Here is a 23,693-nt window from a genome sequence, read left to right as displayed (position 1 = left end):
AGAATTCCGGCCGGGGACCGTCATGCCCGCCTCGTAGCGACAATGCGTTTGCACAGGTCAACGAAATAAACGGCGGACCCCGCCGACGGCGGCCACAGCGCTGTCTGCGCAGGTCAGTGAATTGTCGCTAACAGGCGGGCACACGCATGTACGCCCGGAAACATCTTTGACGCGCCGAATTCAGCAAGAGCAGGGGGCTTACCACCTAGAGTCGCTCGTAGATTTCGGTGCGCTAAGCGGCGCTCAGCGCCGGAAATCGCACCGAAGTCACACCGGGGCGAGCACGGGAGGGGCGGCACATGGACTTCAGGAAGCTGATCGAGTCGTGGCCGGTCTATCGGCAGCTCACCTCCAGCGACAGCACGGGCCGCGGCAAGGCCGCTCAATCCCACCGCTCACAACAACTGCAACCCCGCACGGCCGACGCCGACCACATCGCCCACTCCGTGTGCCCCTTCTGCGCAGTCGGCTGCGCGCAGAAGGTGTACGTGAAGGACGGCCAGGTCATCCAGATCGAAGGCAATCCGGACAGCCTGGTGTCGCGAGGTCGCTTGTGTCCCAAGGGATCTGCGAGCAAGCAACTCGTCACCGGCAAGCAGCGGCTCACCACAATCAAGTACCGCGCGCCGTACGCCACCGAGTGGCAGACCCTCGACCTGGACACCGCGATGGACATGGTCGCCGATCGCGTGCTCGACGCCCGCGCCAAAGGCTGGCAGGACTTCGACAAAGACCGCAACACCTTGCGCCGCACCATGGGCATCGCCAGCCTCGGCGGCGCCACCCTGGACAACGAAGAGAACTACCTCATCAAGAAGCTCTTCACCGCGCTGGGCGCATTACAGATCGAGAACCAAGCCCGTATTTGACACAGCGCCACGGTTCCCGGTCTGGGAGCCTCCTTCGGTCGCGGCGGAGCGACGGACTATCAGCAAGACCTCGCCAACTCGGACTTCATCGTCATCATGGGCTCGAACATGGCCGAGGCCCATCCGGTTGGGTTCCAGTGGGTGATGGAGGCCAAGGCCCGCGGCGCCGAAGTGGTCCACATCGACCCGCGGTTCACCAGAACCAGCGCGGTCGTCGACAAGCACGTGCCTTTGAGAGCCGGCAGCGACATCGCATTCCTCGGCGCGGTGATCAACTACATCCTGTCCAACGAGCTCGACTTCCGTGAGTACGTCACCGCGTACACCAACGCCGCCTTCCTGGTCGACGAGGGGTTCCAAGACACCGAGGACCTCGACGGGCTGTTCAGCGGCTACGACCGCGACACCGCGTCCTACGACACGTCGACCTGGCAGTACCAGCAGACCGAGTCCCAAGGCGGTGGCTCAGGAGCCAAGGAACGCAGCGCACCCGACCAGCAGGGCTCCGGGGGCGCACCGGTCCAAGGAGCCAAGGACATCCCGTCCGACCCGACGCTGCAGCACCCCCGCTGCGTCTACCAGATCCTCAAGCGCCACTTCGCCCGCTACACCCCCGAGATGGTGGAGCGGGTCTGCGGGGTGCCGGCCGAGCAGTTCGAATACGTCGCCCGCACGTGGGCGCAGAACTCCGGCCGCGAACGCACCTCCGCGCTGGTGTACAGCGTCGGCTGGACGCAGCACACCATGGGCGCGCAGTTCATCCGCGCCGGATCGATCATCCAACTGCTACTGGGCAACATCGGACGACCGGGCGGCGGCGTGTTCGCGCTACGAGGGCACGCCAGCATTCAAGGCTCCACCGACGTACCGACACTGTTCAACCTTTTGCCCGGCTATCTCGCGATGCCGCACGCCGGGCAGGAAACGCTCAGCGATTACCTCGACGACATCATCAGCCGCAATCAGAAAGGCTTCTGGCACAACGCCGATGCCTACATGGTGTCGCTGCTGAAGGAATACTGGGGCGAAAACGCCACCGCCGCAAACGATTACTGCTTCGACTACCTGCCCCGCATCAACGGCGACCACGGCACGTACCGCACGGTGATGGACATGGTCGACGGCAACGTGTTCGGCTATTTCCTGCTCGGACAGAACCCGGCCGTCGGTTCCGCGCACGGCAAGCTGCAGCGCCTCGGCATGGCCAACCTCGACTGGCTGGTGGTGCGCGATCTCGTGGAGATCGAGAGCGCGACGTTCTGGAAGGACGGCCCGGAGGTCGAGACGGGGGAGATCACCCCGCAGACCTGCCGCACGGAGGTCTTCCTGTTCCCGGCCGCATCGCACGTCGAGAAGGCCGGCACCTTCACCCAGACCCAGCGGATGCTGCAGTGGCGCGAAAAAGCGGTCGACCCGCCCGGTGACGCGCGCTCGGAGCTTTGGTTCTTCTATCACCTCGGCCGTATCCTGCGCGAAAAGCTCGCTGGCTCAACCGATCCCACGGACCGGCCGCTGCTCGACCTCTCCTGGGACTACGCGATGGACGGCGACGAGCCCTCCGGCGAGGACGTGCTGCGCCGCATCAGCGGCATCGACGTGACGACGGGTCGCGTCGTCGACGGCTACACAGACCTCAAAGCCGACGGCACGACCATGTGCGGCTGCTGGATCTACAGCGGCGTGTACGCCGGTGACGTCAACCAGGCGGCACGGCGCACCCCGGGCAACGAATCCGAGTGGGGCTGGGCGTGGCCGATGAACCGCCGGGTGCTCTACAACCGCGCATCCGCCGACCCGCAGGGGCGGCCGTGGAGCGAACGCAAGAAGCTTGTCTGGTGGGACGCCGATGCAGGCGAATGGACCGGCGACGACGTGCCCGACTTCGAGAAGGCCAAACCGCCCGACTACCAACCACCTGACGACGCGGTCGGCGTCGCGGCACTGCGCGGCGACGACCCGTTCGTCATGCAAGCCGACGGTAAGGCCTGGCTGTTCGCGCCCAACGGCGTGCTCGACGGTCCGCTGCCCACCCACTACGAGCCGCACGAGTCTCCGGTGCGCAACGCACTGTACCGCCAGCAGGGCAACCCGGCGCGCAAAGTCTATGCGCGCCAAGACAACCCGTCGAACCCAGCGCCACCCGAACAGCACGGCGAGGTGTTCCCGTATGTGTTCACCGCGGCGCGGCTCACCGAGCACCACACCGCGGGCGGGATGAGCCGGCAGCTGCCGTATCTGTCCGAGCTGCAGCCTGAACTGTTCGTCGAGGTGTCGCCGGAGCTGGCGGGCGAGCGCGGGCTGACACACATGGAGTGGGCACATGTGATCACCAGTCGCACCGCAGTGGACGCTCGCGTGTTCGTGACCGACCGGATGCGGCCGCTGCGCATCGAAAACCATGTGGTGCACCAGATCTGGATGCCGTATCACTGGGGGCATTCGGGCCTCGTCGACGGTGACGTGGTCAACGACCTGCTCGGCGTGGTCGCCGACCCCAACGTGTTCATCCAGGAGAGCAAGGTGCTCACCTGCGACATCCAGCCGGGGCGGCGGCCGCGCGGTCCGGCGCTGCTGAGCTACATCGCCGAATACCGCGATCGCGCGGGCATCACACCGCAAACCGGCACCCACTTGGACACCCACACCGAGGAACAGCAATGACCGATCCCGCAAGCCAATCCGGCTACGACGACCATCCGCAGCGAGTCGGCTTCTTCACCGACACCTCGGTCTGCATCGGCTGCAAGGCATGTGAAGTGGCGTGCAAGGAATGGAACGGTGTGCCCGACGATGGGTTCAACTTGTTGGGCATGTCGTTCGACAACACCGGTGCACTGGGAGCCAACTCGTGGCGCCACGTCGCGTTCGTCGAGCAGCCGGCTCGCGCCGACGACAACTTCCGGTGGCTGATGAGCTCCGACGTGTGCAAACACTGCACCCACGCCGGATGCCTGGACGTCTGTCCGACGGGCGCGCTGTTCCGCACAGAATTCAGTACCGTCGTTGTGCAGCAAGACATTTGCAACGGCTGTGGCTACTGTGTGTCGGGCTGCCCTTACGGGGTGATCGAGCGCCGCGAGGGCGACGGCCGGGCATGGAAGTGCACGATGTGCTACGACCGCCTGCACGACGGTCTCGAGCCGGCATGCGCGAAAGCGTGCCCGACGGACTCCATCCAGTTCGGCCCGCTGGACGAGCTGCGCGAGCGGGCACAGCAGCGCGTCGACGACCTGCACGCGCGCGGTGTCACGCAGGCGCGGCTCTACGGCAACGATCCCGACGACGGCGTCGGCGGCAACGGCGCGTTCTTCCTGCTTCTCGACGAGCCCGAGGTCTACGGGCTGCCACCGGATCCCGTGGTGCCCACGCGTGACGCACCGGCGATGTGGCGCTACGCGGGTATGGCGGCGTCGGCGTTGGTGGCCGCAGCGGTGTCGGCGTTCGTGGGGCGCAGGAGATGAAAGAGCAACTGGCGGTTCCCCGCGCGGAGTTCCGGTCCTACTACGGCCGGCCGGTGCTGAAGTCGCCGGTGTGGAACTGGATGATCGCGGCCTACCTGTTCACGGGCGGGCTGTCGGCGGGGTCGGCGCTGCTGGCGGCCGGGGCCGACCTGACGAACCGCCCACACCTGCGGCGGGTCGGCCGCCTGGGCGCGCTGGGCAGCCTGGTGGTGAGCATGTACCTGCTGATCGCCGACCTCGGCCGGCCCGAGCGGTTCCACCACATGCTCAGAGTGGCCAAACCCAGCTCGCCGATGAGCGTGGGCACCTGGATACTCGGCGCCTACGGACCCGGAGCGGGGCTGGCCGCGGTCGCAGAGCTGCTGCCACAACGGCTGCAGGACAACCCAATTGGCCGAATCGCAAGTCGGCTCGCTCGGCCGGCCGGCCTGCACGCGGCGGCGCTGGCCCCCGGGGTCGCGTCGTACACGGCAGTGCTGCTGTCGCAGACCGCGGTCCCGGCGTGGCATGAGGCGCATCCGTATCTTCCGTTCGTGTTCACCGGGTCCGCGGCCGCCAGCGGAGGTGGACTGGGGATGCTGCTGGCACCGCTCGACGAGTCCGCGCCTGCGAGACGCATGGCGGTCGCGGGCGCAGCGCTGGAAGTCGTGGCGTCACGAGTGTCAGAGCAGCGGCTCGGGCTGGTCCGCGAGGCCTACACCACAGGTAAAGCGCACCGGCTGCGGATGTGGGCGGAGTACCTGACGGTCGGTGGCGCGGTCGGCGCGGTCGCGGGCGGCCGCAGCCGGCCGGTGGTCGCGCTGGCGGGGCTGGCGCTGCTCGCGGGCAGCGCGCTGCAGCGGTTCGGCGTGTTCGAGGCCGGCGTCGCGTCCACCCGCGACCCCAAGTACGTCGTCGTCCCCCAACGGGAGCGGCGCGACGCGAGGGCCGCGACAGTCATGACCGGCGGATGATTTCGACGAACGCCTGAGCCGCCGCGTCCACGCCAGCGTCGTCGTCGGTGGCCACCAAATCCAGCAGCAGTCCGCGGATCACGGCCAGGCCCAGTCGGGCGAATGCCGGTTCGGCCCCGGCGAATTCGGCCAGCCAGTCGTCGACCGCGCCCGGCAGCATGTTCGCGTACGGCTTTTCGCCCTGGGCCGCGCGCGCGTAGCACTCGAAGAACAGTCGCTCGAACGGACGCAGCTGCGGTCGGCGAACGTCGGCCCACATCGCGGCGAACGCCTCGGCCGGCTCGCTGGGCAGCTCCCGCGACAACGCACGTTGGCGGCGCTCGACCTCGTCGACAATCGCCATCAGCAGTTCGTCGCGAGAACCGAAGTGATGCAACAACATTCGATGGCTGGTGCCGATGCTCTGGGCCACCTCACGCAGCGAGCGGTCGCCGATGCCGCCCGCCGCGAACGTGTCGACCAGCGCACCGAGCAGCTCAGCGCGTCGCGACGCGTCAGGAGACCGGGCCATCGAGGCCGTCGACGCCGTTGCGGCAGCGCTGCTCGCTGCGGGCCTTGAGTCCCTGCGCCTCCAGGTCGAGGTAGCGCTTGGACATCGGCCGCATGAGCCAGCCGACCAGCGTGCCTACCGGTCCTCGCTGATCGAGCTGCTGCCGCACGAGCGTGCAGTCGCCGGCTGTGGCGAGCACGTCATGCCGTGCGACGGTCGCGCCGCCCGGCGACCGCTGTACCCAGGTCCACGAGCTGCCAGGCTCCAGCTCGGTGACCTCCCAGACCAGCCGCGGCATGCGGGGCTGCTTGATCGCGAACCGCCTGCCGACGGCCAGCGCGGGACCGTCCAGTCCGACGAGGCGGGTGACCGAGGCTGTCCATTCCGGCCAGCGTTCGACGTCGCTGAACACGTCCCACACCACGGCCGCGGGCGCGGCGATCTCGATGCTGCTCTCCGTAATCATGTACCAGATGGTACATTTTCAACGTGGCGACGGACAGCTGGCGCAAGCCGTCGACTGCTCGCGCTGACTACGCGGCCCGTCGGGTGAACGCCTCAGCTGCGAAGCCCGCTCGAAGATGTAGTCTCAAGAACCGTACAAGCGGCGGACGCCAGCCCCCAAGTACCAACCAGGGACGGACTATGGCAACAACTTCAGGTCAAACCCAGAGCCAGACGCCTCAAGCTCAATCCAAGTGGCTTTCGAAATCTGCGGCCCAGGCACGCGGGTCGGACGCCAAAGAAGTCCAATTCCATTACGACATCAGCAACGAGTTCTTCAAGCTGTGGCAAGACCCCACTCAGACGTATAGCTGCGCCTACTTCGAGCGCGACGACATGACCCTCGAAGAAGCGCAAATGGCCAAGGTCGATTTGGCGCTCGGCAAGCTGGGTCTGCAGCCCGGAATGACGCTGCTGGACATCGGCTGCGGCTGGGGCTCGACGATCATGCGGGCCGTGGAGAAGTACGACGTCAACGTCATCGGCCTGACTCTGTCGCAGAACCAGAAGCGGCACATCGAGGAACACTGGTTCGCCAACTCCAAGAGCAAGCGCCACATGGAGGTGCGGCTGCAACCGTGGGAGGAGTTCGAGGGCAAGGTCGACCGGATCGTGTCGATCGGCGCCTTCGAGCACTTCGGTTTCAGCAAGTACGACGATTACTTCAAGAAGACGTACAGCTGGCTTCCCGACGACGGCGTGATGCTGCTACACACGATCATCATTCCCGAGGATGAAGAGATCAAAGCCAAGGGGCTGCCGCTGACCATGTCGCGGGTGCGGTTCATCAAGTTCATCATGGACGAGATCTATCCCGGTGGCCGTCTGCCGCTGGCCTCGATGGTCAAAGAGCACGCCACCAAGGCCGGCTACACCGTCACTCGCGAGCAGCACCTGCAGCCGCACTACGCCCGTACGTTGGACACCTGGGCCGCCAATCTCGAGGCCAAGAAGGACGAGGCCATCGCGATCACGTCCGAGGAGATCTACGAGCGGTTCCACAAGTACCTGACCGGCTGTGCCGACCTGTTCCGGCAGGGCTACACCGACGTCTGTCAGTTCACCTGCGAGAAGGCGGCCTGATTTTCGGAGGAGGGAGCAACAGCCGATGTCTGACGGAGGCGCGGGCGTAAAGACGATGCGCCCGCAGTTCGAAGAGGTCCAAGCGCATTACGACCTCTCGGACGACTTCTTCGGCGTTTTCCAGGATCCCACGCGGACCTACAGTTGCGCGTTCTACGAGCGCCAGGACATGACGCTCGAAGAGGCGCAGCTGGCCAAGATCGACCTCGCATTGGGCAAGCTTGATCTGCAGCCCGGCATGACGCTGCTCGACGTGGGCTGCGGCTGGGGCTCGGTGATGAAGCGCGCGGTCGAGCGCTACGACGTCAACGTCATCGGTCTGACCCTCAGCAAGAACCAGCGGGCCTTCTGCGAGAAGATGTTCGACACCATGGATACCGACCGCTCGCGGCAGGTCTATTTGCGCGGCTGGGAGGAGTTCGACGAGCCCGTCGACCGCATCGTGTCGATCGAGGCGTTCGAGGCATTCCCCAAGGAGCGGTACGGCGCGTTCTTCGAGACCTGCTACCGGATCCTGCCCAGCGGCGGGCGCATGGTGTTGCAGACGATCATGGGTCATCCGCTGAAGCGCTGGCCGGAGATGGGCATCCCGATCACGATGACCGACCTGAAGTTCATGCGGTTCATCGCCAAGGAGATCTTCCCGGGCGGCTCGATCCCGTGCGACGAGGACATCATCGGGTTGTCAAGCGCCGCAGGGTTTTCCGTCGAGCACGTGCAGCGGCTCAATCAGCACTACGTGCGCACGTTGGACACCTGGGCGATGAACCTGCAAGCGGCGCGCGACGAGGCGATCGCCGCGACGTCGGTCGAGGTGTACGACCGCTACATGCACTACCTGACCGGCTGCTCCGACTTCTTCCGGCGCGGCATCAGCGAGCTGGGGCAGTTCACGATCGTCAAGGCGTAGCTCAGCAGATCTTGCTGTCGGCGGCGGTGAGCGCCCGCAGCGTCCTGTCGGCATCCGGTGTCTTCGCCAGCCGCTGCAGCGCCTCGTCCAACGTCTCCGCCACCGGCAGCCGGTGGTCCGGTGTGACAGCCAGCGCGACGTTCACCGCGTCGCTGGTCACGAGCATCCACGCGCGCCCGGCTCGATCGCATGCGCGGGCGAAGCGCAGGACGGCTTTGAGCCCGGCGACACCGAGGAATTCGACCCCGCTGAAGTCCACCACCAGCGGGTGGTCGACGTGGACGAAGCCGAGCAGGTAGTCGCTGACCTGCTCTTCGTCGCACGCGTCGATGTCACCGGCCACCTCGATGACCGTGGCCGGCGGGCGCGGATAACTTCCTAACCGCAGCGGCGCTTCGGTGCCCTTGCGCTCGATCGGCACGGTCACTGTACGAACGCGTTCCTGATATTCGTTGTCAGCCAAAGCAACCCTCGGTAGTCGGAAACGGCGTGTCCGAGAGGCTTACCCGATGAAGCAACTTCGTACTCATCCGCAGGAACTTTCACATCGTCGGGCGTGCGAGCGTCGCCTATGACAACCCATAGAGTTGCGTCATCACCCGATCCCGTGTCACCCGGGGAGCCGCGCGCGACATGACTCGACAACAGCCAACGGCAGCTGAACCGGAGCCGCGCTGGTCCGTGCGCGAAATGCGAAAGGCCGCAACGGTTCTCGCTATTGCGCTGCTCATGGCCTCGGCCTTCGCCACCACGTACACGGTGGCGCTCGGCCGGCCGTTTCCGCGCCACCTGCCCATCGCGGTCGTGGGTCCGTCGGAAACGACGACCGCGATCATCAATGAGCTGCAGATCAAGTCCCACGAGTTCGACGCGCGCACATATCCGTCTCGCGAGGCCGCGATCGCCGCGGTGAATCGGCAGGAGATCCCTGCGGTGATCGACGCCAGTGCGAGCCCCCCGCAGCTTCTGCTGTCCAGCGCCAGTGACCCGTCGTCGGCGCGAGTGTTGACCCAGCTGGACCAGTCGGCGCCCGGCCGCTTCATCCTTCCGGTCATCGACCTGCATCCGCTGCCGGCCACGGACCCCGCAGGACTGGCCACGTTCTACGTGATCATCGCGGCGACGATTCTGGGCTTCGTCACGATGTTCCAGTTGCGCGCCAACGTCAAGACGCTGAACCTGCGCCGCTGGCTGGTGTGTGTGGCGGCGCTGGTGGTCGTGGGTGGCGCCGCACTGGCGGGCGTCACCGGTCCGCTGCTGGATGCGCTGCACGCGCCGTTTGCGGAACTGTGGTTGCTGCTGTCGCTGCAGATCGCGATCGCGGCGTTGTTCAACTCGACCATGCTGGTGCTGATCCACCGGTGGGCGATCATCCCGACGTGGGGCGTGTTCATCCTGCTGGGCAACACGTCGTCGGGCGGCGCGGTGTCCGCGTCGCTGCTGCCGCAGCCGTTCGCGTTCCTCAATCACGCGCTGCCCAGCGGTGCGGCGGTCAGCGCCATCCACTCGGCGTCGTACTTTCCGCACAACCAGCGCGCGCTGCCGTTCGTGGTGCTCGGGGTGTGGCTGGGGGCGACGCTGACCGCGCTGTTGGTGTCGTCGCGGCTGTTGAAGCGCTCGCCGGCGAATGCGTGAGCTCAGCGCACCCCGAGGAGCGTGTCGATCCATCCGCGGGCGAAGTACAACAGGAACCCGGCTGCCACCACCCACAGCAGCGGGCTGATCTCGCGAACTCTGCCCGACGCCGCACGCAGCACCACCCACGCGATGAACCCCACGCCGATCCCGTTGGCGATCGAGTAGCTCAGCGGCATCACAGCGACCGTCAGCACCACGGGCAGCGACACCGAGAAGTCCGAGAAGTCGATCTCCCGCAAGACGGAGGCCATCATGGTGCCGACGATCACCAGCGCGGCGGCGGCCACCTCCGACGGCACGATCGCGGCCAACGGCGTCAAAAACATTGCCGCCAAGAACAATCCGCCGGTCACGAGGCTCGCAAGTCCGGTGCGGGCACCTTCGCCGATGCCTGCCCCGGACTCGACGAACACCGTGTTCGACGACGCGGACACCGCGCCGCCGGCCACCGCGCCGGCGCCTTCGACGACGAGGGCGGCCTGCAGGCGCGGGAAGTTGCCGTGTTCGTCGGAGAGCCCGGCCTGGCGCGCCAGGCCGGTGAAGCTGCCCATCGCGTCGAAGAAGTTGGTGAACACCAGCGTGAACACCAGCATGACGGCCGCCACGATGCCGATGCGGCTGAAGCTGCTGAGGCTGAATTCGCCGACCAACGTCAGGTCGGGCAGTGCGAACGGTGAACGCTGCAGCGTCGGCACGGACAGGGTCCAGCCGCCGGGGTTCTTGGTCGCGGGCCCGAGGTGCCAGATCGCTTCGACGACGACGGCGACCGAGGTTCCGAAGATGAGCCCAATCAGGATGGCGCCGCGTACTTTTCGCGCCACGAGGATGCCGGTCGCCAGCAGCGTGACGACGAAGACGACCGTCGGCACGGTGTTGATCGAGCCGCCCCCGTGGCTGCCCAGGCCCACAGGAGGCGACGGCAGCTTCGTCGAACCGACGAAACCCGCGTCCACCAAGCCGACGAACAAGATGAACAGTCCGATGCCGGCGGTGATGGCCAGCTTCAACGGCATCGGCACCGCGTCGAAGATCAGTCTGCGCAAGCCGGTGGCGGCCAGCGCGACGATGATCAGTCCGTCGATGACGACCAGGCCCATCGCCTCGGGCCACGTCAGATCACCGACGACGGAGCTGGCGAGGAACGAGTTGATGCCCAGGCCGGCAGCGAACGCGAACGGCAGCCGCGCCGCGACGCCGAAGAGGACTGTCATCACGCCCGCAGCGAGCGAGGTGACCGCGGAGACTTGAGTGAATTCCAGCCGGTGGCCGGCGACGTCGGCGGTGCCCGACAAGACAATCGGGTTCAGCACGATGATGTAGGCCATCGCGATGAAAGTGACTATGCCGCCGCGTATTTCGGTGCCGACGGTCGAGCCGCGCGAGCTGATCTCGAAGAAGCGGTCGATACGGTTCACCGTTCGACCCTACGGGGTGCGCTCGGCCTCAGTACGCGCCGAACACCAGCGCGACGTTGTGCCCGCCCAGCCCCATGGAGTTCGACAGCGCGTACCGGTAGTCGGCGCGCCGCGGTTCCCCGGCGACCACGTCGAGGTCGATCTCAGGGTCGAGGGTGTGCAAGTTGAGCGTCGGCGGCACGACGCCGTCGCGCAGCGCCTGCACCGTCAGGACGGCTTCGACCGCTGCGGTGGCGCCCAGCGACTGACCCAGTGCCGCTTTGGGGGCGTAGACGGCAGGGTTGTTGTTCTTCAGCGCTCGCCTCAGCGCGCGGGCCTCGGCGAGGTCTCCGAACGTGGTGCCGGTGGCGTGGGCGTTGACGTGGTCGATGTCGCCGGGGGTCAGCCCGGCGAGGTGGATGGCGTGGCTGATCGCGTCGGCCGCTGACTCGCCCGAAGGGTCGGGCTTGACGTCGTCGTAGCCGTCGGAGCTGATCGCGACGCCCAGCAGCCGCGCCAGGATCGGCGCGCCGCGGGCCTTCGCGTGCTCCTCGGTTTCGATGAGCATCAGGGCGCCGCCCTCACCCAGCACCATGCCGTCCCGGTCTTTGTCGAAGGGACGGCAGGCGCCCGCGGGGTCGTCGTTGTTGGTGGACAGCAGCCCCAGCTTGGTGAACGCGGCGACGGGCACTGCCTCGATGTGGGTTTCGACGCCGCCGCAGATCGCGATGTCGGCGTCGCCGAACACGATGTGCTGCCAGGCCTTGGCGATCGCGGCCGCTCCGGCGGCGTCGGCCATCACCGGCGAGATCACCCCGGCCTTGGCCTGGCGGTCGAGGCCGACCGCGGCGGCCGGCGCGTTGGGCATGAACATCTGCACCGACAACGGCGAGACGGCACGCAGGCCGCGTTCGCGCCACAGATCGTGCTGGTTGGGGATCTCCTGGGTGGAGCCGAGGGCCAGGCCGACGGAGACCAGCAGCCGTTTGGTGTCGACCTCCGGTTCGCCGGCGATCTTCCACAGCCGGCGGTTGAGCACCAACGACATCTTCTGCATGTAGGAGGTGCGTCTGCGCTCCACGCGGTCCAGCTGCTGGTCGAATGTCTCGCGCAGTTCACCGCCGATGCGCACCGGTGAATCGAACTCTTGGACGAACGGCTTTTCCAGGGGCCGGATACCGCTACGACCCGCCAGCAGCTGCTGCCATGTCTCTTCGGCGTCGGGCGCGAGCGCGGTGGTTGATGTGACTGCGGTGACGACGACGTCGGGGAGTCCGTCCCCGGTTCTCAACGGTGGCATGCCTCTGGTCGCCTAGCTAGTTGATGACGTTCGGACGCTGTTCCATCCTACGAAAGCCCGGGCGAGTCCGTGGCCACCCACTTGCGGCCCGCGGCTCGTAGGCTCGAAGCGATGAGCGAGTCGGGTTGCCTCCCGGTCCCCACGCTGCCCAGGTGGATTCAGGCCCGCGTGCATGCCCGGCGCAAGGTCGAGGCACCGGCGCGTCACGCGTACTGAACTCGCACCGCCCGTTGGGTGGCGTAGACCTCGGCCAGGAACTGCTCGACGGCAACAGCCGCGTGGGCGGCGCGTGCCGAGCCGATGATGTCGAAACCGTGCTGCGTCCAAGGCAATTCGGCGTATACCACCGGCTGCGTGCTGACCTCACGCAGCCGCGCGACGAACGCGCGGGCCTGCTCCACCGGAACCAGCGAGTCGTTCACGCCATGCAGGACGAAGAACGGTGGAGCGTCCGCAGACACGTAGCGCACCGGTGACGCGTCGATGTACGGCTGAAGGTTTTTCGAGTGCGGCTGCTTGACCACCCAGCGCTCGAGCAGCTCGGGCATCGACGGATGCATCGCGTCGTCGAAGCGGGTGAAGTCGTAGACACCGTAGAACGGCACGGCGGCCTGCACGCGGGTGTCGGCCTCTTCGAATCCGGGCTGGAACCGCGGATCGTTGGGCGTCAGCGCTGCGAGTGACGACAGGTGGCCGCCGGCCGAACCACCCGTGACCGCAATGAAATTCGGGTCGCCGCCATATTCGGCGATGTGTGCCTTGACCCACGCGAGGGCACGCTTGACGTCGACGATGTGGTCGGGCCAGGTGTTGCGCGGGCTGTGCCGGTAATTGATCGCCACGCAGACCCAACCGAGTTCGGCGAGGTGGCTCATCAACGGATGTGCTTGTCCGCGTTTGTTTCCCGTCGTCCAGGCGCCGCCGGGGATCTGGAACAGCACGGGAGCGCCACCGTCAGGGTCGAGGTCGGGACGTCGCCAGATGTCGAGGTGGTTGGCGCGGCCGTAGGGGCCGTAGCTGATGTCGGAGTCGTGGGCGTAGTCGCGGTAGATGCGCAGCATCCGCACCGGACCCGGTGTCTTGGCGGTGCCGCCGCCGGCCGGCCGGCGCCACAGCCCCGACGAGTCGGTGCGGCGGTCGGCGCCCAGGCCGTCGTCCAGCGCGGCTTTCAGTGGAACGTCGGCGCGATGCCCGGCGCGGTGGAAGGTCAGCAGCCCCAGCGCGGACAGGGCCGCGGTGACCCAGGCGATCAAGCGCACCGGCCGGGTGAGGCGCCGAGCGGTCAGCGCAAGCCCGCCGAGCTGGCTGGCCAGCGTCTGCAGCGGTAACTCGGTGACCACCAAACCGAATGCCCACGCCCAGATCGACGGGTAGCCGGACCGGGCCAGCGGCCGGTAGCCGTTGAGGGTGGACGCGGCGGCGACTGCCGCGACGCCCAGCGCGCCGACTTGGCGGCCGATGTGGAGGAGTCGAGCCTTACGCATTCGGTCACGATACGAGAAGGTCAGGTGGCGGCCAGAAATCACCGCTCGAAGTGCTGATAGTCGTGCGGGTTTCGCCAATTGCCGCCCCAGCGCCAGCCATGATCGGTAAAGGCGCGTACGGCGGCGTCGCCGTCGTGAAGGATGCCGGGCTCGGTGCGGTTGCGGTCGAGATATCGTGCGGCGTTCTTCGGTTGGAAGGCGCCCGCGGCGTCGATGGACGGGTTGAGGAGCGGATTGACGTCGACAGCGGTACCGAGGGCGTGCAAAGACCAGCGGCCGGTTCCCGGTAGGTCGCGACAGTTGAACGCCGAGGTGTTGTTGTCCTCCATCGACAGTTCGTCGTCGGCGCCCGGATACTGCTCGACGGTGCGCATCTTCGCGATGGGATAGCGCAGTCGCTGCAATTCGCCGAAGATCGCGATCACCTCGGCTACCACGTCTTCGTCGACGATCAACTGGCCGCGGTGTGAGTGGCCGTCGAAGCCGAGGTAGTCCACCTCGACAAGCCGCAGCGCTTCAGGCGCGACCGGGCAGCCCGGCCTCCAGCTGGCGCCCAGCTCCGCGGCGCTGACGGGGCGGACGGAGGCAGCGGCCGACGCCGCCGGCAGCGCGCTTGTGCCCGGCCGTGGAATCGGCGTCGTCGGAGGCGCCGGCGGGACGGACGTGCACTGGGTGAGCAGCGCACACAGGGTGAGTAACGCTGCCGGTGAAGCGATCCGCGCCGCTCCGAAGCGAAATGGCACCGCGGAGATGGTAGGCGCGGCTCGTCATCGGTGTACAGTCGGAAGTTCAACGGTTTGAGGAATTTCGTGGAACATCGCAAGTCGCTTACCATCGTCAGCTGCAAGAATTCCGTGCCCTCGCGCACCACTCTTGTCAATAGAATTGCGCAACAAGCCTTTTCGTGTCGATCAGACGTGTCGTCGTGAACGGCATGACCGGCGCGCGGCGCTCGGCGCGTCCGGTGCGGGTGACTCTGGCCCATGCGTTGGGCGGCGACATCGACGGGGCCTGGTGGCCGCGGACCGCGTCAGTGGCCGGTGAGCTTCCCGAGTTGGTGGAGGCGCTGCATCGTCTTCTCGGCGAGATCCTCGATATCAGCGTCAACTGGTCAGCAATGGCCGGCGCACCGGATTTGAACGCGTTGCGCTACGGACCCAAACCGATCCTTTGCTCGAATGACCGGCCGCAACGGCTGATGGCTGTGAAGGGCGATCGCGGCTGCGCGACGCTGCTGGTCGTTCCGCATCTGACCATGCCTGCGCTGGGTCTGATGGTGCTTCGCCGGGCGGCGGGGCGGCCGCTGACCGTCGCCGAACAGGACAGCCAGGAATTCCGGACCGCTGACCGAGTGGTGCGGGTTGCCGAGGCGCAGAGCGCGTCATGGGCCAAGGCCGTTTCGCAGGCCTAGAGCCTAGAAAGGGCCTAGGAAGACCAATGGGCTGGTGTGGCATTGCCACCCCAGCCCACGGTCGTGTGGAAACTCAGAGTCTGGTCACTCCGACTGCCTGAGGGCCTTTGGCGCCTTGCCCGATCTCGAATTCGACGCGCTGGTCTTCGTCGAGGCTGCGATAGCCGTTGCCCTGGATCTCGGAGTAGTGGACGAACACATCCTCGGTAGCACCGTCAGGAGTGATGAAGCCGTAGCCCTTTTCGCCGTTGAACCACTTCACGGTTCCTTGTGTCATGAAATTAACTTCTCTCATTCAAAGCGGATGTAGGTAGAACATCCGTGGTCCAGCGTAACAAAGAAACGCGAATTGTCATCTTGCGTCGCTATTTTCGTTGGCCGCCTTCGGTTATTGCGGGCGTCGCCGGCGTTGGCCCGACCGGCGACGAGTGACAGGCGCGGCAACGGGAGCGGCCGGTGCGCGGTAGGGCGCCAGCTCGCCGACCAGCGCTTGCACCGCTGGCGAATCGGCAGCCACGTGCTGAGGACTGACGTGAATTCCGGCCTTGCGCAGCAATGTCCGTGTGTCACCGCGTTGTTCGGGCAGCACGACGGTGACCACGTCACCGGCATTTCCGGCGCGGGCAGTGCGTCCGGAACGGTGAAGGTAGGCCTTGTGTTCGTTGGGCGGGTCGACGTGCACCACCAACTCGATGCCGTCGACGTGCACGCCGCGCGCGGCGATGTCGGTGGCCACGAGCACGCGAGCGTCACCCGCGGTGAACGCGGCGAGGTTGCGTGCTCGGGCGGGCTGAGAAAGGTTGCCGTGCAAGTCAACTGACGGGACACCCGACGCGGTGAGTTCCTTGGCGAGCTTGCGCGCCTGATGCTTGGTGCGGGAGAACAGGATTCGCCGCCCCGTGCCTGAGGCCAACCGGTGCACCAGTTCCTTCTTGGCTTGCGCGCCCGCGACGTGGAAGACGTGATGGTTCATCGCCGCGACGGGTGAGCTGGCGCTGTCGACGGAGTGCGCGATCTCGTCGCGCAGGAATCGTCGGACCAGCTTGTCGACGCCGTTGTCCAGCGTCGCGGAGAACAGCAGCCGCTGGCCGCCGGCCGGAGTGGCGGCGAGGATGCGTGTGACGCTCGGCAGGAACCCGAGGTCGGCCATGTGGTCGGCTTCGTCGATCACGGTGATCTGCACGCCGTCGAGGCTGACGAGGCGTTGCTTCATCAGGTCTTCGAGCCGGCCCGGGCAGGCGACCACGATGTCGACGCCGGCGCGCAGCGCCTTGACCTGCCGGGCCTGCGGGACGCCGCCGAAGATCGTCGTGAGGCGCAGATCGCGGGCTGCGGCCAGCGGTTCCAGCGTCGCGCTGATCTGGGCGGCCAGTTCGCGGGTCGGGGCCAGCACGAGTCCCGACGGACGCGTTCCGCGGTGGAGCCGACTGGCCAGAGGGATCGCGAAGGCCAGGGTCTTGCCGCTGCCGGTCTTGCCGCGGCCGAGGACGTCACGGCCGGCGAGAGTGTCGGCCAGGGTGGCGGCCTGAATGGGGAAGGGGCGGGTGATGCCGGCTGCGGCGAGCGCGTCGATCACTGCTGCAGGCACGCCAAGGTCGGCGAAGTTTGTGGTCATGGGTGTCTTTCAGGCATTGGGTGCGCCGAGGCTCGTCGCGCCGAACAGCGCGGTAACTCAGCACAACGTGGCGAGATTGCCGGTGGGCAAAATCGATCGCCGCGAATCGGATTTCGGCTTGGCCGATGGGGGTTCCACGACGGTTTGTCGTAAGCCAGCCTACCTGACGGCGGCCCGAAGTCAGAGTTCGCCGAGATCGTCGGGCACGTCGACGGCGTATTTCTGCAGCGTCTCCAGCGGCACCACCGCCAACGTGGCCTCGTGAGTGCAGGCCAGCACGACGGGTGCGGCGCAGCCGTCGACGTGGGCCCGCAGCCAGTTCGCGGCGGTCACACACCACCGGTCGCCCGGCACCAAGCCGGGGAAGCGGTATTGGGGCATCGGCGTGGAAAGGTCATTGCCGATCGAGCGCTGGTGACGCAGGAACTCGGCGGTCACCACCGCACAGATGGTATGCAGGCCGATGTCCTGCGGGCCGGTCGAGCAGCAGCCGTCGCGGTAGAAGCCGGTGAGCGGGTCGGTGCCGCACGGCTCGAGAACGCCGCCGAGCACGTTGCGGTCAGCCATGGGCACAGTATGCGCGTCGAAACGGCGCGAACCGTGGGCGGCTGCGAGCGTCTTTGGCGCAGCTCGCGCGGATTCGGTACCGTCGCGATCGATTCCGGTACGACGTCGACGGAACCCACGCGAGGCAGGCCCCGATAGTGAGCGGCCGCCCGGCGGGGTTGGGTTTTTGGGAGTTTTCCGATGGTGTCAGCGCGCGGCGGCTACCGCGTAGGGACGACGTTCGGTCCCTACGAGTTGCGGTCGCTCATCGGGGTCGGCGGCATGGGCGAGGTGTACCGGGCCTACGACACGGCGCGGGACCGCATGGTCGCGCTCAAGCTGCTGCGGCCTGAGCTCGCCGCTGACCCGAGCTATCAGGAGAGGTTCCGCCGAGAGTCGCGGGTGGCCGCGCGGCTGCAGGAGCCGCACGTCATCCCGGTGCACGACTGGGGCGACATCGGCGGTGTGCTCTTCATCGACATGCGGCTGGTCGAGGGGGCGAACCTGAAGTCGCTGTTGGCGAGAACGGGTCCGCTGGAACCGGCGCGGGCGGTGTCGATTGTCGAGCAGGTGGCGGCGGCACTGGACGCCGCGCACGCCGACGGTCTGGTACACCGCGACATCAAGCCGGAGAACATCCTGCTGACCGCCACCGACTTCACGTACCTCGCCGATTTCGGGATCGCGCATGGAGCCGGAGATGCGGGGCTGACGAACACCGGGCTGGCGATCGGGTCGTCGGCGTACATGGCGCCGGAGCGGTTCAACGGCGGACGGGTGGGCCCGCGCGCCGACATCTATTCGCTGACCTGTGTGCTCTACGAATGCCTGACCGGCCGGCCGCCGTTCGAGGGAGAGCTCAGTCAGCTGCTGAGCGCGCACCTGCTGACGGCGCCGCCCCGGCCGAGCCTGGTTCGGCCGGGTCTCAGCCGCGCGTTCGACGACGTGATCGCACGCGGCATGGCGAAAGACCCGGCGGCGCGCTTCGCGTCGGCGGGAGAGCTGGCGGCCGCGGCAAAAGCTGCCGTGAGTGCGCCGCCGGCCGCTTCGAAGCCCAGCGAACCGCAGAAGACACGGCAGTTCCCGGCGCAGTGGCCCAACCCTGTCGGAACCGGCTACATCCCGTACGCGCAACCGCCTGTCACGCCGCAGCGGAGGCGCGCAATGGGACCGCTGCAACTGCTGTTGGCGGGGGCCGCTGCGGGGTTGCTGCTGGTGGCGTTGGTGGTGGCATTGTGGTTGGTGTTCAAGGGAACTCAGGACGCGGTGGTGCCCTCGGCGGCGCCGTTGTCGACGACGGAACCGTCGCCGACGACGTCTGTGACCACGACTTCCCGGGCGACGACGACCACGTCGCGTCCGTCGTCGACGACACCGAGCTCGACGTCGCGTGCACCCACCAATGTGGCCGGCACCGACGCGCAGGGCTTCGTGGGATCGGCCGCACGCTGCAATTCCGGCGATCCCGTCGCGGCGATGGCGCGCACCGACAAGTCGGTTCTCGTGGTGTGCCAGGGCAGCTCGGGCACTTACTACTACCGCGGGCAGCGGCTCAGCGACGGGGCGAGCATCGAGCTGTCCGACGCCAGGCGATCGGCGGGCGGGTGGGACGTGGTCAACCCGGCCGACGGCACCCGATATGTGATCCGGCCGGACCAGTTGACGATCACCAACGGCCGAGCGTCCGAAGTGGAACCGATGGTGCAGTACGCGTCCAGTTAGGCCAGCCTGTCACGTCACCGTGAGACCAGGCCCAGTTGACGACGGGGGAGTTGCGTCCTGCAGGCGTGGATCAAGCGACGGACAGTATGCGACGGTAGCGGCCGCCAAGATCATGGACGCCTCGTGCAGCGTGTAGCCGATGTTCATCAGCTTGGTCACGGTGATCCGCCAGTTGTTGCCGCTGGCCATGTCCGCGCACGCGGCCAGGCCCTGCACCCGGATGCCCGGTGGATCCCAGACGACCATGCCCAGGGTGTCGAGCGTCGAGTAGTAGACGTAGTCCTGCGTCGGATCGGCGTGCGCCGGGGCGGCGAGACCGACAGCAAGGGTCAGTGCGGCGATCAAGATCGCCAGTGTTGATGTGCGCCAGCACTTTTGGTGGGTGTTCATGTGCGGCCTCCTTGGTGCCTGGTGGCTAGCGCTGAGAAGCTACACCCAGCCACCGACAAGTCGGCGAGTGCGAATGGGGCAGATGTGTCAAGACGACACGCCGGAGGTCGAAGCGCATCGTCGGCTGATGACCTCGCTATCGTGAGCTCGCATGACGGCCACCACCACAGCTGCGCCGCGATCGACCCCGGCCGAGACGCGCCGGGCAATCTGGAACACGGTCAGGGGATCGTCGGGCAACCTCGTCGAGTGGTACGACGTGTACGTCTACACGGTGTTCGCGCCCTACTTCGAGTACAAGTTCTTCGACGAGGCCGACAAGAACTCGACGATCTACATCTACGCGATCTTCGCGGTGACATTCGTGACGCGGCCGATCGGGTCGTGGTTCTTCGGCCGGTTCGCCGACCGCCACGGCCGCCGGGCGGCGTTGACGTTCAGTGTGTCGCTGATGGCGGCTTGCTCGCTGGTGGTGGCGCTGGTGCCGTCGCGGGACGTGATCGGTGCGGCGGCGCCGGTGATCCTGATCCTGTGCCGGCTGGTCCAAGGGTTCGCGACGGGCGGAGAGTACGGCACATCGGCGACGTACATGTCGGAGGCGGCGACCCGCGAACGGCGGGGCTTCTTCTCGTCGTTTCAGTACGTGACGCTGGTGGGCGGTCACGTGCTGGCGCAGTTCACGCTGCTGGTGGTGCTGGCCGTGTTCGACGACGCGCAGGTACACGAATTCGGTTGGCGCATAGGCTTTGCCGTAGGCGGCGTCGCGGCAGTGGTGGTGTTCTGGCTGCGGCGCACGATGGACGAATCGCTCCCGGAGTCGCATCTGGCGGCGGTCGCGGGCGGCCGGGACCGGGCGTCAGGGTCGCTGCGCGAGTTGCTCACGCGCTATTGGAAGCCGCTGCTGTTGTGCTTCTTGATCACGCTGGGCGGCACCGTGGCGTTCTACACGTACAGCGTCAACGCGCCGGCGATGGTGAAGGCCACGTACAAGAACCAAGCGATGACGGCGACGTGGATCAACCTGGCAGGGCTGGTGTTGCTGATGGCGCTGCAGCCGGTCGGCGGACTGCTCAGCGACAAGGTGGGCCGCAAGCCGCTGCTGTTGTGGTTCGGGTTCGGCGGGCTGGTATACACCTACGTGCTGATCACCTACTTACCTCGCACGCATTCGGCCGCAACGACTTTCGCTCTGGTGGCGCTCGGTTATGTGATCTTGACCGGGTACACGTCGATCAACGCGGTGGTGAAGGCGGAGCTGTTCCCGGCGCACATCCGGGCGCTCGGTGTGGGGTTGGGATACGCGCTGGCGAACTCGTTGGTCGGTGGGACCGCGCCGGCGATCTACCAGGCGCTCAAGGCCCGCGACGAGGTGCCGCTGTTCATCGTCTACGTGACCGTGTGCATCGCGGTGTCGTTGGTGGTCTATCTGTTCTGTTTGAGGAACAGGGCTGAGACGTACCTGGATCGGGAGCAGGGCGGCGCTTTCGAGCCACGACGTGGTGCGCGGTGACACGATAGGGGCGTGCGGGTCGGCATGAACGCCAGGGCACGAGCCGTTGGTGCGATCGTGATTGCGATTGCTGCCGCGTCGTCGTGCGCCTCTCCCGTACACGATGACGACAGCCATCAGGCTCAGGTGATTCCGGCGCCTGCGGCTGTGGTGCCGACGACCACGCCGGTTCTGGCTCCCACGCCGGACTTGCCGGTGGTGTCCAAGCTCATCAACGATGCGATTGCGGCGCGTCGGCTGCCCGGGGCGGTGGTGGTGATCGGCCACGACGGCCATGTGGTCTTCCATCAGGCGTACGGCGTGCGCAAGCTTGCCGGCGAGCAGGGGCTCGACGGATTGCCCTCTGCCGCAGAGCAAATGACGGAGGACACGATTTTCGACGTGGCGTCGTTGACCAAGCCGCTGGCAACGGCGACGGCCGTGATGCAGCTCTACGAAAAGGGAGTCGTCGGCGTCGACGATCCGGTCGAACGGTACTTGCCGGAGTTCAACCCAGCGCACGATCCGGTTCGGGCGGAGGTGACGGTGCGCACGTTGCTCACGCACACGTCAGGCGAACCGGGAGACGTCGACCTCAGAGACCCGTGGGGACTCGCGAGTCCCGACAAAGCAGAAGGCATCCGTCGGGCGCTCACCGCGCCGCTGCAATCGGCTCCGGGTCGAGGGTTCAGCTACTCCGACATCAACTTCATCCTGCTGGGTGCGCTGGTGGAAAAGGTCAGCGGAGAACCGGAGGACGACTACGTCCAGGCGAATGTGTTTGTGCCGCTTGGCATGCGGGACACTCGTTACCTCCCGTTGGCGAAAGCGTGTGGGCCGCATGGCGTAAGGGGAGCCGCGGTGGCATGGGATCCGCATGGTGAGGCAGCCAATTGCCCGGCGGGTACGTGGAATGCCGAGGTGTTGCCGCGGATCGCGCCGACGGCGCTTGACGAGGAAAGCAGGACCGATTCGAGCAAGAACCCGGACATCGATCACCTACTGCGGGGCACGGTGCATGACCCGACGGCGCGGCGCATGGGGGGAGTGGCGGGCCATGCGGGGGTGTTCTCGACGGCTCGTGACGTGAGCGTGTATGCGCAGAGTCTGCTCGATAGGTTGGCGGGGCGTCCGAGTGAATTCCCTTTGGCGCAGCCGACTTTGGAGGTGATGACGACGCCGCAGCAGCCCGGGCATACTGCTGGCCAACTGCAGGCGGCGCAAGAGGCGGCGCGAGCAGCCGGTGTCAAGGCGCCGCACTACCCGGCCGTCAGGGGGCAGAACCTGCGCGGCTTCGGATGGGACATCGACACGAGCCACTCCAAGCCGCGCGGCGTGCTGTTTCCCGTTGGGAGCTTTGGCCATACGGGGTTCACCGGGACGATGCTGTGGATGGACCCGGGCTCGGACACGTACGTCGTGCTGTTGACGAACGCCATCCACGTGCGCGGCAGTACGCCGATCTCGGATCTGCAAGCCGCTGTTTCGACGGCGGCAGCGCAGGCGTTGGGTCTTTATGGCGCGTCGTCGGCTACACCGCCGGGGCGGTGACGGCCGTGCGGAAGGCGTTGTCTAGCCCTGCGCTTCGACGGCGACCGGTTGCCATTGCTCCCAGGTCTTGAGGCGATTCTCGTAGTCGGCCTTTGCGATGTGGAGCGGCAGCTCGCCGAAGAAGACCCGCAGGGGTGGCTCCTCGGCGTCGACCACTTTGAGCAGGGCGGCCGCGGATGCTCTGGGATCACCGGGTTTAGCGGCGCGCTGTCTGAGTTGGCGCTCGGCTTCTTCCTTGATCTGGTCATAGTCGGGGAGTGGCCGGGCGTGCTTGGACGACGGTCCGGCCCAGTCGGTGGCGAAGCCGCCCGGTTCGATCAGCGTGACGTGAATGCCGAACGGCTTCACTTCGGCGGCCAGGGCTTGGGACAGCCCTTCGAGCGCCCACTTGGAGGCGTGGTAGATCCCGACGTTGGGGAAGGCGCTGATGCCGCCGATCGACGAGACCTGGATGATGTGGCCGCTGCGCTGCTCGCGGAGGAACGGTAGCGCCGCTTGAGTGATCCACAGGGCGCCAAAGAAATTCGTCTCGATCTGGTCGCGGGCTTCTTGTTCGGAAAGCTCTTCGACGAAACCGAATTGGCCGTAGCCGGCGTTGTTGACGACGATGTCGAGGCGGCCGAAGTGGTCGTGGGCCTGCTTGACGGCGGCGAAGTCGGCGTCGCGGTCGGTGACGTCGAGCTGGATCGGCAGCAGCGCGTCGCCGTATTTGTCGGCGAGGTCGTTGAGCGTCGAGGTGTCGCGGGCGGTGGCGGCGACCTTGTCGCCGCGGTCGAGTGCTGCGATGGCCCATTCCCGGCCGAAGCCGCGGGAGGTGCCGGTGATGAACCAAACTTTGTCAGACAAGGTTGAACCCTTTCAGTCGCTACGACAGGTACCAAGG

At 66.8% G+C, this 23,693-nt stretch carries 22 protein-coding genes; 10 read left to right on the top strand and 12 right to left on the bottom strand.

Features of this window, described 5'->3' with window-relative positions; all coding sequences use genetic code 11:
- The first annotated feature begins 299 nt into the window (after nt 1–299).
- Genes fdh through nrfD form a run of 3 tightly spaced genes read left to right on the top strand, consistent with a single transcriptional unit; the run spans nt 300 to nt 5,283 of the window.
- Nucleotides 300–3,530 carry a formate dehydrogenase gene (gene fdh / locus AC5Y4N_RS06305; protein WP_499940472.1) on the top strand — a complete coding sequence of 1,077 codons (3,231 nt, stop codon included), beginning with the start codon at nt 300–302 and terminating at the stop codon, nt 3,528–3,530.
- Nucleotides 3,527–4,330, top strand: coding sequence for a 4Fe-4S dicluster domain-containing protein (locus tag AC5Y4N_RS06300; protein WP_499906006.1), 804 nt, complete (start codon nt 3,527–3,529; stop codon nt 4,328–4,330). The genes fdh and AC5Y4N_RS06300 overlap by 4 nt, the downstream gene beginning before the upstream one ends.
- On the top strand, nt 4,327–5,283 hold the full coding sequence (gene nrfD / locus AC5Y4N_RS06295; RefSeq protein WP_499906008.1) for an NrfD/PsrC family molybdoenzyme membrane anchor subunit: 957 nt from the start codon (nt 4,327–4,329) through the stop codon (nt 5,281–5,283). Before AC5Y4N_RS06300 ends, nrfD begins: the two co-directional genes overlap by 4 nt.
- On the opposite strand, the gene AC5Y4N_RS06290 is transcribed toward nrfD, so the two are convergent.
- Together AC5Y4N_RS06290 and AC5Y4N_RS06285 are read right to left on the bottom strand one after the other, a co-directional pair.
- The gene (locus AC5Y4N_RS06290; RefSeq protein WP_499906012.1) at nt 5,267–5,794 is read right to left on the bottom strand and encodes a TetR/AcrR family transcriptional regulator; all 528 of its coding nucleotides are present in this window, start codon (nt 5,792–5,794) and stop codon (nt 5,267–5,269) included. The two genes, nrfD and AC5Y4N_RS06290, sit on opposite strands and share 17 nt — an antisense overlap.
- Nucleotides 5,778–6,239 carry an SRPBCC family protein gene (locus tag AC5Y4N_RS06285; RefSeq protein ID WP_499906015.1) on the bottom strand — a complete coding sequence of 154 codons (462 nt, stop codon included), beginning with the start codon at nt 6,237–6,239 and terminating at the stop codon, nt 5,778–5,780. Before AC5Y4N_RS06285 ends, AC5Y4N_RS06290 begins: the two co-directional genes overlap by 17 nt.
- A gap of 179 nt (nt 6,240–6,418) precedes the next feature.
- Here AC5Y4N_RS06285 and AC5Y4N_RS06280 point away from each other — a divergent pair, with 179 nt between their 5' ends.
- Nucleotides 6,419–7,360 (top strand): cyclopropane mycolic acid synthase family methyltransferase, encoded by a 942-nt coding sequence (locus tag AC5Y4N_RS06280; protein ID WP_499906017.1) that lies wholly within the window; start codon nt 6,419–6,421, stop codon nt 7,358–7,360.
- Nucleotides 7,361–7,385: 25 nt separating this feature from the next.
- Complete coding sequence (locus tag AC5Y4N_RS06275) at nt 7,386–8,270, top strand: cyclopropane mycolic acid synthase family methyltransferase (protein WP_499906020.1); 885 nt, start codon at nt 7,386–7,388, stop codon at nt 8,268–8,270.
- A gap of 1 nt (nt 8,271) precedes the next feature.
- Here the strand turns inward: AC5Y4N_RS06275 and AC5Y4N_RS06270 are convergent, their stop codons facing one another.
- Nucleotides 8,272–8,697: an STAS domain-containing protein gene (locus tag AC5Y4N_RS06270; RefSeq protein ID WP_499906023.1), complete on the bottom strand. Its 426-nt coding sequence runs from the start codon at nt 8,695–8,697 to the stop codon at nt 8,272–8,274.
- Nucleotides 8,698–8,960: 263 nt separating this feature from the next.
- Here AC5Y4N_RS06270 and AC5Y4N_RS06265 point away from each other — a divergent pair, with 263 nt between their 5' ends.
- Nucleotides 8,961–9,905, top strand: a complete 945-nt coding sequence (locus AC5Y4N_RS06265) for a DUF3533 domain-containing protein (RefSeq protein ID WP_499906025.1) — start codon at nt 8,961–8,963, stop codon at nt 9,903–9,905.
- Nucleotides 9,906–9,907: 2 nt separating this feature from the next.
- Here the strand turns inward: AC5Y4N_RS06265 and AC5Y4N_RS06260 are convergent, their stop codons facing one another.
- From AC5Y4N_RS06260 to AC5Y4N_RS06245, 4 genes are all read right to left on the bottom strand, one after another.
- Nucleotides 9,908–11,323: an NCS2 family permease gene (locus AC5Y4N_RS06260; RefSeq protein WP_499906027.1), complete on the bottom strand. Its 1,416-nt coding sequence runs from the start codon at nt 11,321–11,323 to the stop codon at nt 9,908–9,910.
- A gap of 28 nt (nt 11,324–11,351) precedes the next feature.
- On the bottom strand, nt 11,352–12,602 hold the full coding sequence (locus tag AC5Y4N_RS06255) for a KasA/KasB family beta-ketoacyl-ACP synthase (RefSeq protein ID WP_499906030.1): 1,251 nt from the start codon (nt 12,600–12,602) through the stop codon (nt 11,352–11,354).
- Nucleotides 12,603–12,805: 203 nt separating this feature from the next.
- Entirely contained in the window at nt 12,806–14,086 is a 1,281-nt protein-coding gene (locus AC5Y4N_RS06250; protein ID WP_499906033.1) for an alpha/beta hydrolase fold domain-containing protein, read from the bottom strand.
- A 38-nt stretch (nt 14,087–14,124) separates the two neighbouring features.
- Nucleotides 14,125–14,829, bottom strand: a complete 705-nt coding sequence (locus tag AC5Y4N_RS06245) for a M15 family metallopeptidase (protein ID WP_499906035.1) — start codon at nt 14,827–14,829, stop codon at nt 14,125–14,127.
- Nucleotides 14,830–14,990: 161 nt separating this feature from the next.
- On the opposite strand from AC5Y4N_RS06245, the gene AC5Y4N_RS06240 reads away from it, so the two are divergent.
- Nucleotides 14,991–15,497 (top strand): DUF5994 family protein, encoded by a 507-nt coding sequence (locus tag AC5Y4N_RS06240; RefSeq protein WP_499906039.1) that lies wholly within the window; start codon nt 14,991–14,993, stop codon nt 15,495–15,497.
- Nucleotides 15,498–15,570: 73 nt separating this feature from the next.
- Here the strand turns inward: AC5Y4N_RS06240 and AC5Y4N_RS06235 are convergent, their stop codons facing one another.
- From AC5Y4N_RS06235 to AC5Y4N_RS06225, 3 genes are all read right to left on the bottom strand, one after another.
- Nucleotides 15,571–15,774 carry a cold-shock protein gene (locus AC5Y4N_RS06235; RefSeq protein WP_499906041.1) on the bottom strand — a complete coding sequence of 68 codons (204 nt, stop codon included), beginning with the start codon at nt 15,772–15,774 and terminating at the stop codon, nt 15,571–15,573.
- 111 nt (nt 15,775–15,885) lie between these two features.
- Entirely contained in the window at nt 15,886–17,112 is a 1,227-nt protein-coding gene (locus AC5Y4N_RS06230) for a DEAD/DEAH box helicase (RefSeq protein ID WP_499906044.1), read from the bottom strand.
- A 180-nt stretch (nt 17,113–17,292) separates the two neighbouring features.
- Nucleotides 17,293–17,679, bottom strand: coding sequence for a DUF2237 family protein (locus AC5Y4N_RS06225; protein WP_499906047.1), 387 nt, complete (start codon nt 17,677–17,679; stop codon nt 17,293–17,295).
- Between the two features lie 180 nt (nt 17,680–17,859).
- Here AC5Y4N_RS06225 and AC5Y4N_RS06220 point away from each other — a divergent pair, with 180 nt between their 5' ends.
- On the top strand, nt 17,860–19,380 hold the full coding sequence (locus AC5Y4N_RS06220) for a serine/threonine-protein kinase (RefSeq protein ID WP_499906050.1): 1,521 nt from the start codon (nt 17,860–17,862) through the stop codon (nt 19,378–19,380).
- A gap of 9 nt (nt 19,381–19,389) precedes the next feature.
- Here the strand turns inward: AC5Y4N_RS06220 and AC5Y4N_RS06215 are convergent, their stop codons facing one another.
- Nucleotides 19,390–19,770 (bottom strand): DUF732 domain-containing protein, encoded by a 381-nt coding sequence (locus AC5Y4N_RS06215; RefSeq protein ID WP_499906053.1) that lies wholly within the window; start codon nt 19,768–19,770, stop codon nt 19,390–19,392.
- Nucleotides 19,771–19,921: 151 nt separating this feature from the next.
- Here AC5Y4N_RS06215 and AC5Y4N_RS06210 point away from each other — a divergent pair, with 151 nt between their 5' ends.
- Together AC5Y4N_RS06210 and AC5Y4N_RS06205 are read left to right on the top strand one after the other, a co-directional pair.
- Nucleotides 19,922–21,280, top strand: coding sequence for an MFS transporter (locus tag AC5Y4N_RS06210; RefSeq protein WP_499906057.1), 1,359 nt, complete (start codon nt 19,922–19,924; stop codon nt 21,278–21,280).
- 24 nt (nt 21,281–21,304) lie between these two features.
- Nucleotides 21,305–22,810: a serine hydrolase domain-containing protein gene (locus tag AC5Y4N_RS06205; RefSeq protein WP_499906362.1), complete on the top strand. Its 1,506-nt coding sequence runs from the start codon at nt 21,305–21,307 to the stop codon at nt 22,808–22,810.
- A 21-nt stretch (nt 22,811–22,831) separates the two neighbouring features.
- Here AC5Y4N_RS06205 and AC5Y4N_RS06200 read toward each other — a convergent pair whose 3' ends face one another.
- Nucleotides 22,832–23,656 carry an SDR family oxidoreductase gene (locus AC5Y4N_RS06200; RefSeq protein ID WP_499906059.1) on the bottom strand — a complete coding sequence of 275 codons (825 nt, stop codon included), beginning with the start codon at nt 23,654–23,656 and terminating at the stop codon, nt 22,832–22,834.
- Between the last annotated feature and the right edge of the window lie 37 nt (nt 23,657–23,693).

The sequence above is a fragment of the Mycobacterium sp. NGS19 genome (genome assembly GCF_059813155.1).
This window is presented reverse-complemented; position numbering and strand designations above follow the sequence as displayed.

What these genes read in the sequence shown, in the direction of transcription:
- AC5Y4N_RS06290 (WP_499906012.1), bottom strand. Translation starts at nt 5,794, where the DNA reads ATGGCCCGGTCTCCTGACGCGTCGCGACGCGCTGAGCTGCTCGGTGCG.
- AC5Y4N_RS06205 (WP_499906362.1), top strand. Translation starts at nt 21,305, where the DNA reads ATGAACGCCAGGGCACGAGCCGTTGGTGCGATCGTGATTGCGATTGCT.
- AC5Y4N_RS06275 (WP_499906020.1), top strand. Translation starts at nt 7,386, where the DNA reads ATGTCTGACGGAGGCGCGGGCGTAAAGACGATGCGCCCGCAGTTCGAA.
- AC5Y4N_RS06215 (WP_499906053.1), bottom strand. Translation starts at nt 19,770, where the DNA reads ATGAACACCCACCAAAAGTGCTGGCGCACATCAACACTGGCGATCTTG.
- nrfD (WP_499906008.1), top strand. Translation starts at nt 4,327, where the DNA reads ATGAAAGAGCAACTGGCGGTTCCCCGCGCGGAGTTCCGGTCCTACTAC.
- AC5Y4N_RS06265 (WP_499906025.1), top strand. Translation starts at nt 8,961, where the DNA reads ATGCGAAAGGCCGCAACGGTTCTCGCTATTGCGCTGCTCATGGCCTCG.
- AC5Y4N_RS06225 (WP_499906047.1), bottom strand. Translation starts at nt 17,679, where the DNA reads ATGGCTGACCGCAACGTGCTCGGCGGCGTTCTCGAGCCGTGCGGCACC.
- AC5Y4N_RS06280 (WP_499906017.1), top strand. Translation starts at nt 6,419, where the DNA reads ATGGCAACAACTTCAGGTCAAACCCAGAGCCAGACGCCTCAAGCTCAA.
- AC5Y4N_RS06220 (WP_499906050.1), top strand. Translation starts at nt 17,860, where the DNA reads ATGGTGTCAGCGCGCGGCGGCTACCGCGTAGGGACGACGTTCGGTCCC.
- AC5Y4N_RS06230 (WP_499906044.1), bottom strand. Translation starts at nt 17,112, where the DNA reads ATGACCACAAACTTCGCCGACCTTGGCGTGCCTGCAGCAGTGATCGAC.
- AC5Y4N_RS06210 (WP_499906057.1), top strand. Translation starts at nt 19,922, where the DNA reads ATGACGGCCACCACCACAGCTGCGCCGCGATCGACCCCGGCCGAGACG.
- AC5Y4N_RS06255 (WP_499906030.1), bottom strand. Translation starts at nt 12,602, where the DNA reads ATGCCACCGTTGAGAACCGGGGACGGACTCCCCGACGTCGTCGTCACC.
- AC5Y4N_RS06250 (WP_499906033.1), bottom strand. Translation starts at nt 14,086, where the DNA reads ATGCGTAAGGCTCGACTCCTCCACATCGGCCGCCAAGTCGGCGCGCTG.
- AC5Y4N_RS06235 (WP_499906041.1), bottom strand. Translation starts at nt 15,774, where the DNA reads ATGACACAAGGAACCGTGAAGTGGTTCAACGGCGAAAAGGGCTACGGC.
- AC5Y4N_RS06285 (WP_499906015.1), bottom strand. Translation starts at nt 6,239, where the DNA reads ATGATTACGGAGAGCAGCATCGAGATCGCCGCGCCCGCGGCCGTGGTG.
- AC5Y4N_RS06300 (WP_499906006.1), top strand. Translation starts at nt 3,527, where the DNA reads ATGACCGATCCCGCAAGCCAATCCGGCTACGACGACCATCCGCAGCGA.